The 14,544-nt window shown below is 40.6% G+C and carries 10 protein-coding genes; 9 read left to right on the top strand and 1 reads right to left on the bottom strand.

What is annotated here, in order from left to right:
- The first annotated feature begins 419 nt into the window (after positions 1–419).
- The 9 genes from AAAT87_RS09750 to AAAT87_RS09790 all read left to right on the top strand — a co-directional run bounded on the left by AAAT87_RS09750 (position 420) and on the right by AAAT87_RS09790 (position 13,323).
- Positions 420–2,075 carry a leucine-rich repeat protein gene (locus AAAT87_RS09750; RefSeq protein ID WP_349226290.1) on the top strand — a complete coding sequence of 552 codons (1,656 nt, stop codon included), beginning with the start codon at positions 420–422 and terminating at the stop codon, positions 2,073–2,075.
- 100 nt (positions 2,076–2,175) lie between these two features.
- The gene (locus AAAT87_RS09755) at positions 2,176–3,507 is read left to right on the top strand and encodes a T9SS type A sorting domain-containing protein (protein WP_349226291.1); all 1,332 of its coding nucleotides are present in this window, start codon (positions 2,176–2,178) and stop codon (positions 3,505–3,507) included.
- Positions 3,508–3,521: 14 nt separating this feature from the next.
- On the top strand, positions 3,522–3,845 hold the full coding sequence (locus AAAT87_RS09760) for a hypothetical protein (RefSeq protein ID WP_349226292.1): 324 nt from the start codon (positions 3,522–3,524) through the stop codon (positions 3,843–3,845).
- A gap of 312 nt (positions 3,846–4,157) precedes the next feature.
- Complete coding sequence (locus tag AAAT87_RS09765; protein ID WP_349226293.1) at positions 4,158–5,441, top strand: RagB/SusD family nutrient uptake outer membrane protein; 1,284 nt, start codon at positions 4,158–4,160, stop codon at positions 5,439–5,441.
- A gap of 12 nt (positions 5,442–5,453) precedes the next feature.
- Positions 5,454–6,800, top strand: coding sequence for a glycoside hydrolase family 27 protein (locus tag AAAT87_RS09770; protein ID WP_349226294.1), 1,347 nt, complete (start codon positions 5,454–5,456; stop codon positions 6,798–6,800).
- A 93-nt stretch (positions 6,801–6,893) separates the two neighbouring features.
- Positions 6,894–8,864 (top strand): glycoside hydrolase family 97 protein, encoded by a 1,971-nt coding sequence (locus tag AAAT87_RS09775; protein WP_349226295.1) that lies wholly within the window; start codon positions 6,894–6,896, stop codon positions 8,862–8,864.
- Between the two features lie 873 nt (positions 8,865–9,737).
- A complete protein-coding gene (locus tag AAAT87_RS09780) occupies positions 9,738–10,403 on the top strand; it encodes a hypothetical protein (RefSeq protein ID WP_349226296.1) in 666 nt (221 codons plus the stop codon).
- A gap of 63 nt (positions 10,404–10,466) precedes the next feature.
- On the top strand, positions 10,467–12,173 hold the full coding sequence (locus AAAT87_RS09785; protein ID WP_349226297.1) for a radical SAM protein: 1,707 nt from the start codon (positions 10,467–10,469) through the stop codon (positions 12,171–12,173).
- A 16-nt stretch (positions 12,174–12,189) separates the two neighbouring features.
- Positions 12,190–13,323: an HIRAN domain-containing protein gene (locus AAAT87_RS09790; protein WP_349226298.1), complete on the top strand. Its 1,134-nt coding sequence runs from the start codon at positions 12,190–12,192 to the stop codon at positions 13,321–13,323.
- A 526-nt stretch (positions 13,324–13,849) separates the two neighbouring features.
- Here AAAT87_RS09790 and AAAT87_RS09800 read toward each other — a convergent pair.
- Complete coding sequence (locus AAAT87_RS09800; RefSeq protein WP_349226299.1) at positions 13,850–14,398, bottom strand: DUF4890 domain-containing protein; 549 nt, start codon at positions 14,396–14,398, stop codon at positions 13,850–13,852.
- Between the last annotated feature and the right edge of the window lie 146 nt (positions 14,399–14,544).

The raw sequence follows: 14,544 nt of genomic DNA on the forward strand, positions 1-14,544 counted from the left end.
CTAAATTCAATGCAATTCTTGCTGTAGTACAACAGTAAGACGATTACTCATGCCCATAGGGGTGCTGAGTAGTTACTAGATTTACTCATTTACACAAAATTAATTATCTAGAAATAACTGGGCCGACTTTAAAATAGCGATATGAGATAACGCATCAAAACCACTTTTAAAGTAGGCTCAGTTTGATAGATATTCAATAGTGGGGACGACCGTGAACGACCGCGAAAACGACCGAAAACGACCGTGAACGACCGCATTTCGACCAAAATGACCGCAATAACGACTGCTTTTGTGACTTCCAAACTAGAGCTATGTTATCATCTACAAGTTTAAATAAGGTAAAAAAATAGAGGCATTTTTTGTTGTTTCAATATTTATCGGTAATTTTGGACTCAATATTAATTCTAGAATACATGTCTATGGATGAACAATTGAAAACTGCATATAAACTGGCTATTCAAGATCCTTGTGCTAATCTTGACAAGCTATCTCATTTGACTCCTGTTCTTGCTGAGGATGGAGAGCCATATTGTATTGATGGTAGTAAATGTGTTGTGTTCAAGATGCAGGATCCTGAGTCTGGGAAGTATTATGCCTTGAAATGTTTTGCCGAGATTCCTGATAGTAGTGAGAAGTTACGTTACAAACTCATTGCCGATGAATTGGTAATGGTGGATTCACCTTATTTTGTACACATGAGATTTATCGAGGATGAAATTCAGGCGGAGATTTCTTATCCTGAAGATAGGTTGCCGGTCTTGCTGATGGATTGGGTGGATGGAGAAACCTTAGTGGAATATCTTGCAGCTAACTACCAGTACACCTTTACTATGTCCATACTGTGCTATCGCTTTTGCAAGATGGCTGCGTGGCTCCATATTCAGGACTTTGCGCATGGAGATATCACTCCTTCCCATATCATGGTTCGTCCCGATGGTACATTGACGCTGATAGGTTATGATGGAATGTTTATTCCTTCCATGAAAGGTAGTCTATCCAGTGCTTTACTTTCTTCTGAATTCTGTCACCCTAAGCGTAAAATTGATGAGTTTGATGAGCATATAGATGATTTCTCTCTCATAAGTATTGCTCTATCTTTAAAAGCAATTTCCTTGGACCCATCATTGTTTGATTCATATGGTTCGCCAGAACAGCTTCTTTTTACCAAGGAAGATTATTGCAAACCAGAACAAAGTAAGGTGATAGCTTCTTTGCAGCAACTCATGTATGATAAGGAATTCTGTTCATTGTACTCTTTCTTTATGCTTGCCCTTGTAAATGGTAATCTCTCATTAGGCTCATTAAAACTGTTTGCATGTGAAAATCCGAGAAAATTACAAGTAGATGTTCCTGAACTGGAGCAAAAGCATCGGTCAACTTCTCGCCCTAAGGTAAGATATAGCGACGATGGTAGGAAGTTTTTTGGATGCAATTATATGCGTTGTCGTCATTATGTTATTAATGAAGGGGTAAGGATTATCTGTGATAAGGCTTTTTACGGATGGGATAATCTCGAGAGCATTGAAATACCTTCAAGCGTGGAAGTTATCGGAGATTTTGAATTTTGGAGATGTAGAGTCTTGGATAAGGTTATTATTCCAGAATCGGTGACTACTTTGATAGGAAATCCGTTTCATGGTTGGAATGGTAAGTTGGAATGTTTATCACCCAACTTCATTTATGAGGATGATGTCTTATTCAATAAGGATAAAAGCGAAATTATCTCCTTCAGGAATCAGGAAATGGATTCTTATATTATTCCTGAAAGTGTTACTCATATAAGGAAATACGCTTTCTATGGTGCTAAACATTTGGCCAAGCTCTTTATTCCTGATAGTGTAGTAACCATTGGCACCCATGCCTTCTGTGGTTGTGAATCATTGACGCATCTCGTTATTCCTTCAAGTGTAAAGAGTATTGGGGATGGGGCATTTTATGGTTGTTCTTCCTTGGATAGTATCTTCATTCCTAATGGTTTGATTAATATAGGAAAATATGCTTTTGATCGGTGTCATTTTCCTCAAAAAATAAGAGAGCAATTAACTGCTCGTTTTGGTAAAATTATTTTGGGATAGAATAGATATGTAAGATAAAGTTATCATATCTTGATTGCTCGGCTTTTTTTTAAACGGCTGAGAATCATGGTAAAAAGAATTATATTACAAGCTTAGAATTATGAAAAAGAGTTTATTTATGTTGTTTTTGGCGTGCGTGGCAGGTGTGCCTTCTCATGCTCAGAAGGTTTCAGATGGAAAGTTGGAAAGTAGATACAATATAACTGTTCCTCATGAGTTTCTTTATGGCAATGAACCGGTTTTGTTGTTACAGACTGGTTCTGAATTGCGTACGGTTAATGTTTACGATGAAAATATTGACCTGGTGAAGTCTATAGACCTGAAAGATCTGAATTTCAATTACCAACTGGTTTATAAAATAGAGGAAAGGGAAGCAAAGGATGCTACTTTGGTAGATTCTGATCCTGTTCGCGAATATTCTTCGTATGAGGCGTTTGTCCAATCAGAGATGAATGTTAATCCTACTTTTACAGAAAAGTGTTTGAAAATTGAAAAATTAGAGAATGGTGATAGAAAGATAACATTCGATTACTCAAAGTATAATGAACCAGAAATTGAAAGCCGATATTTTCATTATGAATTTTTCGGTGAGAAATATCCTCTTGTCTATCTTATAGAACATGAAGGTAAGGTGACTTTGTATTATAATCGTTATGAAATCAATATGACTGATTGGGTTGATAAAGGGGAAGAGATTGAAAATCTTGATTACAGTTTACATCCAATATCTCTTTATAACTTCAATCTTAATACCAATATACAAGATAGCAGAACTATCTTTAATCTAAGTCAGACATTATTCAATGATGACGATAAATTTGAGTATATTGTACCGAAAGTGAAGTTAACTTCTGAAAATAATTCATCTAATCTAGGTACAACAGGTCCTGTTACTGGTACGGAGGGAGGTCAAATAGAGACTAGTAGAAAGACTTTGATTAGCAAGGATTCTAATGTAGCCGTTGTTGGATTTCAGGTAGTTTCGGAGACAGGAAGTATTTTGCAGGATGTTGAATTTGATACTTTTACAGGTAATATTTCCATCATGGATGGAGCTGTAATTACCATCGGTAAGAATACTTATTTGGCTTTCTGTGCTAATGATGCAGAAAATCATTCAAAAACAGTTTTTTACAAGATTGACCGTCTAGCTTCTGCTGTGACGAAGGTTGAGAGTGTCAGCGGGTCTTTGAAAATATTTCCTACTCTCGTAGACAAGGGGAATGTCATTCATGTAGATTTTAGTAAGGCTGCTAAGAATGAATCTGAAATATCTGTGTTCTCTTCATCAGGTGCCAAAATAAAATCCATGAAGATTCCTGCTGGTCAGAACGCAGCACAGTTTGTCTTGGATGCTCCTGCTGGTATGTACATTGTTAACAAGACCTCACTGATGGGAACTCCTGAATCAAGAAAAATAATCATAAAATAACAGCTATGTATCGTATGAATAAAGATCTGCCTTATGAGCAGCAGATGAAGGTCTTGCTTCACTATTACGATAAGGTGGTGGAGGAGAATGAAGCTCTGAGAGCCCGCATCAAGGAGCTGGAAGAGGAAAAGGTTAAATATGGTGATCCGAAAGAGTTGCATGACCAGTTGAAGGCTTTGCCTCCTAGCGTAAAACAGCTGCGTCATGTGGCTGATGAAAGAAAAGCCAGACTCAATTGGGTGGAGAAGGAACTGACCAAGCATCTTCGTAAGAAGGGAGTGAAGATTCCTCCATTGATGACGGTGACGCAGGCTGTCAAGATGATTATAGAAGAATAGAATGCCAAGAGAGAAATTGAGTAGCCCATGCTGCTTGGTTTCTCTCTTCTTACAGATGTGCAAAGTATGTCTTTTTGTGAGAAATGAATTTCATGTTGACTTATATTGCAAATAATTCTCCAAAATGAGTGTAATTTCCGGATTTTATTAGTACTTTTGCGGCTATTCAGAATTTAGCTTGTTTTCTAACTGCAGCACTAAAGTGAGTGAAAGTTCTGAAATGAAAATCCTGAGCCGCTTTTTGTAACTTGGGGGTCTATAGATTATGGATAAGTGCTGCGTAAGTTGGGTGTGCAAATCTTATAAAGTGTGATGAACTCAGAAGAACAAATTCTTTATGAACAACTGAAGGCTGGTAATGAGAGTGCATATGGCATTCTTTACAGGAACCATTATGCCATATTGTGTCATTTTGCCAATTTCTATCTACATGATAGATTTTCTGCAGAATCTGTTGTGGAAGATGTTATCTACCACTTATGGGAAAATCGTGAAAGTTTGAATATCACCAAATCCATCAGAAGCTATTTAGTAATGGCTGTAAGGAACAAGTGGATACCAGAGGTAGGCTATACTACCCCAGAACCTGACAGATGGCAGAAAGCTGCCAAGGCTGCAACAGAAGCACTGGATGCTGCACAGACTGCCGGATATGAGCTTTATAACCTGAATGGTGATCCTTCCAAGAATTATCAGTTGATATTCATGGACAACACAGCTGCCAACAAGGAAACACTGTTTGCCCGCATGGGTACCAGCAGTGCTGATGGTGAAAGCATCTCCAGCTGCGATCAGTACAACAATCCTAACGGCTATGGTGGATGGGGAGGCAACTGTCCTTTGCAGGAACTTGTGGATGCCTATGAAGTGGTAAAGGATGGCGTTGCCAGCAAGTTTGACTGGAACAATCCGGAAGAAAAGGCAAATCCCTATGCCAACCGTGATCCTAGATTCTATGCCACCATCTTATATGATGGAGCCAAGTGGATGACCAGAAATGTGGAAACCTACTTCGATGTTGACAATAATGGTACTATCATAGGTGGTGGAAAAGACACCAAATTTGGCAATGACAGTTGGAATGCTTCACCAACGGGCTACAATATGAAGAAGTTTATGGATGAGGGATATGCCTTGAACTCATGGAACTTCTGTGCCCGAAACTGGATCCACCTCCGTATGGCAGAGTTATATCTCAACAAGGCAGAAGCGCTGTATCACATAGGTGACGAAGAAGGTGCTAGAGAAGCATTGAAGCCAGTAAGACAGCGTGCAGGAATGCCTGCTGTCACAGCTACAGGTGCCGATCTGCTGGGGGCTATCAAGAATGAGCGTCGCATAGAATTCGCTTTTGAGGAGCATCGTTACTTTGATGTACGTCGCTGGAAGGAAGCTCCTAAATACTTCGGTTCTACCGTTCATGCCATCACTATCAAGAAATATCCTGATGGAAAGAAGACATATGAGGTGGATAAGTTGAGAAGTGATGTGGGTGGTGACCGTAAATGGGATGACAAGATGTACTGGTTGCCTATCCCGAAGTCTGAGATGGATAAGAATCCAAATCTCGTACAGAATCCTGGATATAACAAGTAAATATGTATCAGTATGAAGAAAACAGTCATAACTTTAGTTAGTTTGTTTATGGTTTTGGTTAATAGCGTCTGTGCCCAGGAGAAGCAAAGCTTCCGCGAGTGGGCACAGACCCCACCTATGGGTTGGAATAGTTGGGATTGCTATGGACCTACAGTTACAGAGAAAGAGACAAGGGCCAATGCCGATTTCATGGCAGAGAACCTGAAGCAGCATGGATGGGAATATGTCGTGGTGGATATCCGCTGGTTTATTGCCAACGACAAGGCTGGAGGATACAATGAGAGCAATCCAGTTTATGTCATCGATAATTATGGTAGATATCAGCCTGCCGAGAACCGTTTCCCATCTTCTTCCAATGGAAAAGGATTCAAGGCACTGGCAGACTATGTGCATGGCAAGGGCTTAAAGTTCGGTATCCATATCATGCGCGGTATTCCTAAGGTGGCTGTGATGCGTCATCTCCCGATTAAGGGAACGAACGGCATTACTGCTGACCAGATTTACAGTGAGGAAGGTAGATGCAAGTGGTTGAAGGACAATTATACAGTGGATGCTTCCAAGCCTGGAGCACAGGAATACTACAACTCCATCTTTGAGATGTATGCAGAGTGGGGAGTGGATTTCATCAAGATTGACGACCTGTCTGCACCAGACTATCATCAGTCTGAAATCGATATGATCAGAAAGGCTATCGACAGAACAGGCAGGCCTATCGTGCTCAGCACCTCTCCGGGTGAGACTCCTGTGGCTGCAGCCAAGCATGTGGACAGCCATGCCAACATGTGGAGAATGGTAAACGATGTATGGGATGTATGGAAGGACTTCACACATCTTGTAAAGGTTGCCCATGACTGGTATCCATATATCGGTGAAGGTACCTGGCCTGACTGTGACATGATTCCGCTCGGTCATATTGCCATTCGTGGTGAAAGAGGAGAAGACAGAATGACTCGTCTTACCAAAGATGAGCAATATTCACTGATGACATTCTTCAGTATTTTCCGCTCACCTTTGATGTATGGTGGTGATTTGCCTTCTATTGATCCTTTCACATTGTCATTGCTTACCAACAAGGGAGTATTGAAGATGCACAGGGATGGTACAAACGTCAAGGAATTGTTCAATAATGAGCAAAAGCTTGCCGTTACTTCAAAGGACAAAAACAGTGGTGCAACCTATCTGGCAATCTTCAATCTTTCTGATAAGGCACAAAAGATCCAGGTTCCATTGAGCACTATGGGTATCAAGGCTACCAAGCGTGCAACCTTGCTATGGTCTAACAAGCAGGTAGGAAAGATAAAGGGAAAAGTTAGTGTAACTCTCAATCCTCATGCATGTACATTATACAAGCTTGATTAAGGTTGAAAATTTCAAAAATAATTTAGTATTATAATACATGCCTAAACAATAGCCTGTTGTTCAGGCATGCTCGTAGAATAAACTCTAACGAATATGAAGAAATTCTTTATTTTAATTCTCGCATCCATATTCATGGAAACTCCATTGCATGCACAAAAGTATTCTCTGCAATCTCCTGATGGACATATTGCCTTGACGATCTCAAACCAAGAGCAGTTAACCTATTCGGTGCAGCTGGATGGGAAAACACTTATCGCGCCATCTCCTATGGGATTTCAGTTGAAAGACGAAAAAGAAATGAAAGGCAACTTTATCGTAGGAAATGATGCTAAAGTTAAGAGTGGCATAGAGGCCTGGACACCTGTTGTACGAAATAAGCATGCAGAATGCAAAGTTCCTTACCAAGAGCTCACATTGAATCTGAAGGAAAAAGATGACCAATATCGGCGCATGGTTGTTGTATTCCGTGTAATGAATGATGGCGTAGCTTTCCGCTACACTCTTTATGGTATCTCCAGATTGGGTAATCGGCAAATCACGAAAGAACTAACAGGATATTCTCTGCCAGAGTCTTCAATTCTCTGGATACCTGATTTTGCCTATGAGAACCAAGGCAAAAGTTACAAGTCCTCCCAGGAAGGTATATTTGTAAAGACTCCTGTAAAGAGCATTAAAACAGATATTCATGCGGGCTTACCTGGTTTGATAAAAGTAGATGAGAATAACTGGATGGCTATCACCGAGGCCAATCTAGACAATTATCCAGCATTCTATCTGGGCAGAAGTAAGGAAGCCAAGGAAGGATACCAGATGTTGGACACCAAACTGACACCAATTTGGGGCGAGGACGAAAATGGTGTTAAGGCTAGATTTGATGAAGCTGCCAACTCATCATGGCGTGTTATCATGATAGGGCATAATCCAGGTAAGTTTATTGAGAGTGAGATTATTCGTTCGCTAAATCCTGACTGTGCCCTCAAAAACACAGAGTGGATCAAACCGGGAATGGCGGCTTGGGATCATTGGTGGAGCGGAGAAGTCAAGATGGAACAAAACGTCATCAAGCAATATATTGATCTTGCAGCCAAAGAAAAATGGCCATATATGCTTATTGACTGGACCTGGTATGGAGAATTCAATAATCCCAAAGCTGATATAACCAAAGTTGCACCTCAACTCAACATGCCGGAAATCATCCAATATGCCAATTCTAAAAATGTTGATATATGGTTATGGCTGAGATGCGAAGACGCCAACAATAACGATCAGTATAAGCAGGCATTTCCTCTCTATCACAAATGGGGTATAAAAGGTGTAAAAATAGATTTCATGGACCGTGATGATCAGAATATGGTAAACTGGTATCGCCGAATTATTAAGGCAACTGCTGAGAATGAGCTGATGCTTGACCTGCATGGAGCCTACAAGCCAGACGGCATTGAACGAACTTATCCGCACATGCTAACCAGAGAAGGAGTTATGGGTGGCGAATACTATAAATTCTCTGACAAGATGACTCCGGAACACAATGTAACGCTGGCTTATACCCGCTTGTTGGCTGGACAGATGGACTATACTCCTGGTGGTTTTCTCAATGTAACCCAAAAACAGTTCAAACAGCAATCTCCGACACTTGTTTCAAACACCCGTGCTGCAGAACTCGCAAAATTCGTAGTATATGAAAGTCCGTTTATGTGTTTCTGTGAGCATCCAGACAATGTATATGGTCAAGTGGGAGAGGACTTTTTGCAGAAAGTTCCAACCACATGGGACAATATCAAATTCTTAGGAGGAACACCTGACACTTATATTGCTTTAGCCAAAAAGACCGGTGAACAGTGGTATGTGGGCATCATTAACAACAGTCAACAGCGCACCATCAACTTGGACTTGGGTTTCTTGCCAAAGGGCAATTATCGATTAGAATTCTGGAAAGATGGAAAGAAAGCTAATTCTGTGGCAACGGATTGTGAACATAAGAAAACAAAGATTTCTTCCACTAAGCCGTTGAACGTTAAATTAGCAAATGCTGGAGGTTATGTTTGTGTAATCAGTAGATTGTGATTCTTTCCAGAGCTTGTCTCTTCTTATGACTTTGTACGTTCAAGAGGGTGTGCCATTCACCAATGATACACCCTCTTTTATATTATATTTCTGTTACTGCGAGAATGTTGGAACGATTACCCCAAGTAATCAGATTGCAGGAAAATAATAAATTAAGCATGAATAATTTGTTTTTAAAACAAAGTTTTTTCTTTGCCATATAAAAAACTATATTGTAATTCCAAATGATTATGAAGAGGTGTAGTTTTGAGATAGAAACGTTTTTCAGAGTACCTTTTGATTATGAAAATGAATACGAAAGCATGATGCTGGAATTAACAGATGAATAGTTTGACCGTTATTGTGATGCTTTTTGTAGATGGGAAACAACTGAAGTATGGATGAATAGGGATGATGTAGATAGGGAAGGTAACAACAAACTAAAAGCGTAAACCTGATTTTACTTAGGCTTACGCTTTTAATCATTATCATTATCTTTATCTTCTGCTTTTCCTAAGAGATTGTGTTGTCCAATTAGGGTTGAAATCTCCGCTGACAATTCTTAAACCGATACCATACCTTAGGTTGATGTCATCACATTTTGGAATCTGGAGCTATATTACAACCTCGTTATTGAAAGTTAGCTTCCTGCTTGATTTTTTAACAGGCTGGAGGGGGTATTTATAACCTTCTCTGTTCGGGTAATCTTAGATGCTATTTTGTGAAAGATTTTGGTTATATCACTTCTTTTGATGAAAAACATTGCAGAATATTTGGCAAACACCAATTTTTTGTTTAACTTTGCCCTGTAATCATGATGATGGCAGCAGTGCACATCTCACTGTTGCTTAATGTTGCATTTTAGCCCTCGACATCACGGTAAAGCCATAACTAATGAAGACAATTAATAATTTACCTATGAGAAGAATCCTATTTCTTTCTGCCTGCACATTATTGTTGGCAGCATGTTCTCAGTCTCCTAAGCAGAAGGCTGAAGCTTTGATCAAGGAAAATCTGCAAAGCACATTATACCATCCTGATACTTATGCTCCTTCAAGTACTCAACTGGACAGTGCATTTGCACCATACGATGATCCTTCTTTTTATGAAATGACGCTTAAGGTTGCGAAGCTGGGTATCTTGGTTTCTGAGTGTGAAGAAGAAGCCAGTCGGTTAAGAACGAGTATGTCTATTTGGCAAGGACCTTATCAGTCAGCTTTTGGTCGTCAGAATTACAAGGAATATAAGGCTAAGTATGATGCAGTTGTTGCCAAGAAGGCTAAAGCAGAGAACGAAGCCGAGAAATTAGGGAAGGAATTGAGAACTTCGAAAGATCAGAATGTGACTTTCATTGGGTTTAAGGCCATTCATACATACAGAGCGGAAAATAATGCCGGACAAACCGTGGGTGGCAATATGCTTTATATCTTTGATAAAGATATGAAACAGATTATTGCAGCCTATGATATGGATAGTCAGGAGTTTCAAGCAGTTAATTATATCTATAAAGGAATGCGTGGTGAGACATCAATGGCTGATGAAGTTTCCTTAGATAAATAATGTGTTTATAGACGGTAGTATTTTATTGGTTTTGACGTATTATTTACAGTGTTCTTATAGGGTATGAATGGTGCTATTTTAGGAGATTTGGCAGCCTGGACTTGGGAACAGGACAAGGAGGCCTTTTTCAGAAAGTTGGTATCGTCAGAGGCTTCTTCTTCATGGATGGTAGAGGAGTTGCTTCTGACGGCTGATACTCTTGTTTTGGAGAGAGGTAGTGACATCAAGGTTCATGAATGTTTGGGTAAACGCCAATCTCCTGTAGCTACCGTGATGCGTGCCATAGCGATTGGCTGGCTTTTTGGCACTGAAGCTGAGACTGCTTCTGCATTTCAGGAGAATGGTTTTGCTTCTGACAAGGAAGATTGGTATGCTGGGGCGTTCATGTGGAAGCTTATCTTTGCTCTTCGTCATGGTGCCTCTAAGGAGGAAGCCTTGATGGTGGAGAATGTTTCTTCGTTCAAGGGGTTCGTTGAAGATGTTTCGTGGAAAGAGCGTAGTTCCATCCTGGGTGTTCTGATTCGGGCGTGGGACGCTTTTTACAGTGCCTATGATTTTGGCAGTGCTTTACATCGTGCCATGGAGTTGCCGGGTGACAGACATTTGAATGGTATTCTGGTAGGTGCTTTGGCCGATGCCATGTATGGCTGTGACAGGTATATGGTGAAGGCTAAGTATGGAAAAGGGTATAGTTTGACAGGTCTTGTGAATGTTCCTTCTAGATTTCAGGCATTATACAGGGCAGGTAGGACATTCTTTGCCAAGAACTGTGCTATGACGAATGTTGAACGACATGTTTGGAAGGATGTTGCTAATCCTTATGTGGACAAGATCATTTCCAGGGAGCTGCGCAGGCGAATCTTAAAGGCGTTTCAGCCCACTTTTGATGATAGGTATGGGTTTTATCTGGATGATGGATACATATATGTATATAGAAATTGTCGGGTGTTGAACCGTTTCAAACTTTCTTCCATGTCTGATGGAACCTTTAGAATAGTGGAGTTACAGGTTTCAGAAGAGGCTGGTTATCAGTTAGGGGCAATTCAAGAAGCACTATATTCAGTAGAGTATCGTTGGAATTGTGTTAGTGATGATTATGTCATTGACAGATTGCCTGGTTCAGACAGTCTTCTGCAGCCCTTCTTTGGTGTGAGCCGCTTAAGAATGGGGCTCGATGGAAGGGGAGTTACCACATTGGTAACCTTCATGGGATGTCAGCTCAGCTGTAAGTATTGTCTGAATGAACGGTGTCATGGGAAGGTATATGAAGATGATGGAGCCACGCCATGTAAGGGTATCCTTATGTTGACTCCTCAGCAGCTTTATGATATAGTGAAGAAAGACAATATATATTTTCAGGCCACTGGTGGTGGGGTCTGTTTTGGTGGAGGGGAACCGCTGGAACATCCGGAGTTCATCATGGAGTTCAGAAAGCTTTGTGGAACGAGGTGGAAGATAACAGTGGAGACAGCCTTGGCCTGTCATCCTCATAACATTGAGTTGCTTGCACCTATAGTGGACCATTGGATAGTAGACATCAAGGATATGAATCCTCGAATCAGGGAGAAATATACAGGGAGGGTAGGTGATTCAGCTCATCAACTCTGCTATTTGAAGCAGTATGGGATTGTTGACAATGTGACCATCAGGGTTCCCCACATTCCTAGCTTCAATACGGATGAAGATGTTAAACGTAGTATTGAGCAAGTTAAGATCTTGGGATTTATGGATATCCAGGAGTTTGAGTATTTAGTGTTAAATAGAAAATAATAACTTAACGTGATATATGAAGAAAGGGAAGGACAAGTGCGAGATTCTCAAGATGATCCGCAAATACGTGGCTAAGAAATATGGGCTTGACTATGAGCCTTCTGAGTGTACTCATGAGGGCAGCTGCATGGGTAGTTGTCTCAAGTGTGATGAGGAGCTTTATGCTCTTCAGAAGCAGCTTGAAAAGAAGGGTATTGACTCCATTGCTTCTGACAAGACTCTTCAGAAACTGGTTGAGGAGTTTGCCGATAAGAGTATAGAGGAGGTACATGATAGTGGGATTGTTGGGATGATGAAAGAATTTAATATGCCAGATGATCCTTCACCTATTGAGTCCCCAAATGGCAGAGTGTTTTTGGAGTGTAGGGTTGCAGGTACGTCTTATCACCATGTAGATGACATGCTTGACACGATCTTTGTGGGTAGGAAGGTACATTTGATGAGAGATCGTGATAACAAGCATGATGAGAATGCCGTGGCCGTTTCTTTAAATGATCCTTCTCTTCTTGAACCTGAGGTCTTGGACTTTTCTGATATATTAGGCTATGTTCCTAGGGAAGACAATGCAGCCTTGGCTAGCATGATGGATATGGGATGGGAAAGGGCATTTGATGCTTATATTTCTAAGATTAATCCCAAGAGTGAATACGAGAAGCTGCGTATCACCATCACCATCAAATCCAAGGAAGACACGCTTAGGGAAGAAAAAGAAGAAAGTAAGGGACTTTTTAGAGCGATGAGCCTGAGCCCTGGTCAATGGGGAGCTTTGGAAATGGATCTCTATGAGGAGGGCATGGCTTATTATCGATGGTGCTGTTTACCGACTTTTGATCATGATTTGCCAGAAAAAGGAGAGCGTATCCTATTCTTTAGTCAAGAGGATGATGGCAGCTATAGGCTATATTTGATGATGGTATTAGCTGTGGATGAAGAATGCTATCCGTTTGTAAAAGGGAAGCATGAAATCATCTTGAAAGATGACTGTTGCCCTTTTGTTCTTACCAATATCAAGGGACCGGTTTCCGTGAGTGAAGAGGTGATGGATGAAATCTTGAAAGGTAAGACAGAAACCTTCGGTGGGGGGCCGGAGCAGAGGTTAGCGAAGGCTGCCACATTGAGAATAAAAGAAATATTGGGTATTGACGATTGATTGATAGTTGAGATTTATGGCGTTAAGGGGGAGAGGAGTTTGGTTCTCTCCCCCTTTTGGTCTTTATACAGATCATCTCCGATTTGCTCTTAGTTTATACATCCCAGCAGGGACACCAGATAGGCGTTCCAGTTGATGGCAATTTCGTTTGAGGCATAGCTGCCGATGTTATCCTGGTAGGATTCATCTGGAACAAACTGTTATGACTTTTCCATGATTTTGTGTTGGTTAGTTTGTTTTTTTCTTAATGTGGTTAAACAAAAATTAAATTGTTCCCTGCTGTGAGGGAGTTATCTTGCTGTGAGATATTAATCTTTAGAAGAAAGGACTTGTTTTCATGTATGTTTGGAAGCAAACATGTTTGCATGTTTGTTTTCAAATAAACCTTTTTACGAAAATGATATTGAGAAAGGACGTCCAGAAAGTTGATTGATAGATGATTAGGAACAAAAAAGGCAGGTGAGAGTAATGTTATCTCAACCTGCCTTTGCACATAATATTCACGTTTTATCTGTTGATATAGTATTTATCTTTTCATGCTGCCAAAGCTTCTCGAATAGGTGTTGGCTGACTTTGTTCTATTCAACTTCCCATCATTTTTATGGTATGCCGTATAGTTTGGCTGTTGTGGTCTTACTACGATTTCAGGACGTCTTCCACTAAGAACAGTGGTCGCAATATTTTTGTTGCCTCTATTGCCCCCAAAAGTATGACCTGCATTTGGGTATCTTGCATAGATGTTATGTACGTATGCTCCCTTTTTCCAGCTGATTGGCTGGTAGAAATAGCTTGCTTTCTTGTAGAGTTTCCATTGAGCAGAGCTGAGAATACCCTTAAGTCGGGAGTTGCGCTGGTTCCAATTTTGTGAGTGGATATCGCGGTGGCTATTGATGCTGCTCAGATAGTTGAGGTTCATCTGGTAAGCCTTCTCTTTTTGCCAGTTATTCAAGCTCAATTCTTCTGCCATCTTGTCTGTGAGGATGCGTGCCTCCTTGATGGTGTTATCGATTCTTTGTGCAGAAACGGTCATACTCATGACGGCCGCCATTACCATTGTCATTATCAATCTTTTCATAACTCATGTTCTTTAAAGGGTTACTATTCAAATTACTTCTACTGTATCATCGGGACATCTTCTGTCTCTTGATTACGGTTGCAAAGATACGGCGATTTAGTGGGATGGCAAAGGGAGATGCTCTAAATGGAGGGTGGATTTTCCCT

Origin of the sequence: Segatella sinensis (genome assembly GCF_040095255.1) — a bacterium.
In the GTDB taxonomy this organism is placed as follows: Bacteria; Bacteroidota; Bacteroidia; order Bacteroidales; family Bacteroidaceae; genus Prevotella; species Prevotella sinensis.

Bases quoted from the DNA above. Each gene is read 5' to 3' on its own strand.
- AAAT87_RS09750 (WP_349226290.1), top strand. From the start codon at position 420: ATGGATGAACAATTGAAAACTGCATATAAACTGGCTATTCAAGATCCT.
- AAAT87_RS09755 (WP_349226291.1), top strand. From the start codon at position 2,176: ATGAAAAAGAGTTTATTTATGTTGTTTTTGGCGTGCGTGGCAGGTGTG.
- AAAT87_RS09760 (WP_349226292.1), top strand. From the start codon at position 3,522: ATGAATAAAGATCTGCCTTATGAGCAGCAGATGAAGGTCTTGCTTCAC.
- AAAT87_RS09765 (WP_349226293.1), top strand. From the start codon at position 4,158: ATGAACTCAGAAGAACAAATTCTTTATGAACAACTGAAGGCTGGTAAT.
- AAAT87_RS09770 (WP_349226294.1), top strand. From the start codon at position 5,454: ATGAAGAAAACAGTCATAACTTTAGTTAGTTTGTTTATGGTTTTGGTT.
- AAAT87_RS09775 (WP_349226295.1), top strand. From the start codon at position 6,894: ATGAAGAAATTCTTTATTTTAATTCTCGCATCCATATTCATGGAAACT.
- AAAT87_RS09780 (WP_349226296.1), top strand. From the start codon at position 9,738: ATGAAGACAATTAATAATTTACCTATGAGAAGAATCCTATTTCTTTCT.
- AAAT87_RS09785 (WP_349226297.1), top strand. From the start codon at position 10,467: ATGAATGGTGCTATTTTAGGAGATTTGGCAGCCTGGACTTGGGAACAG.
- AAAT87_RS09790 (WP_349226298.1), top strand. From the start codon at position 12,190: ATGAAGAAAGGGAAGGACAAGTGCGAGATTCTCAAGATGATCCGCAAA.
- AAAT87_RS09800 (WP_349226299.1), bottom strand. From the start codon at position 14,398: ATGAAAAGATTGATAATGACAATGGTAATGGCGGCCGTCATGAGTATG.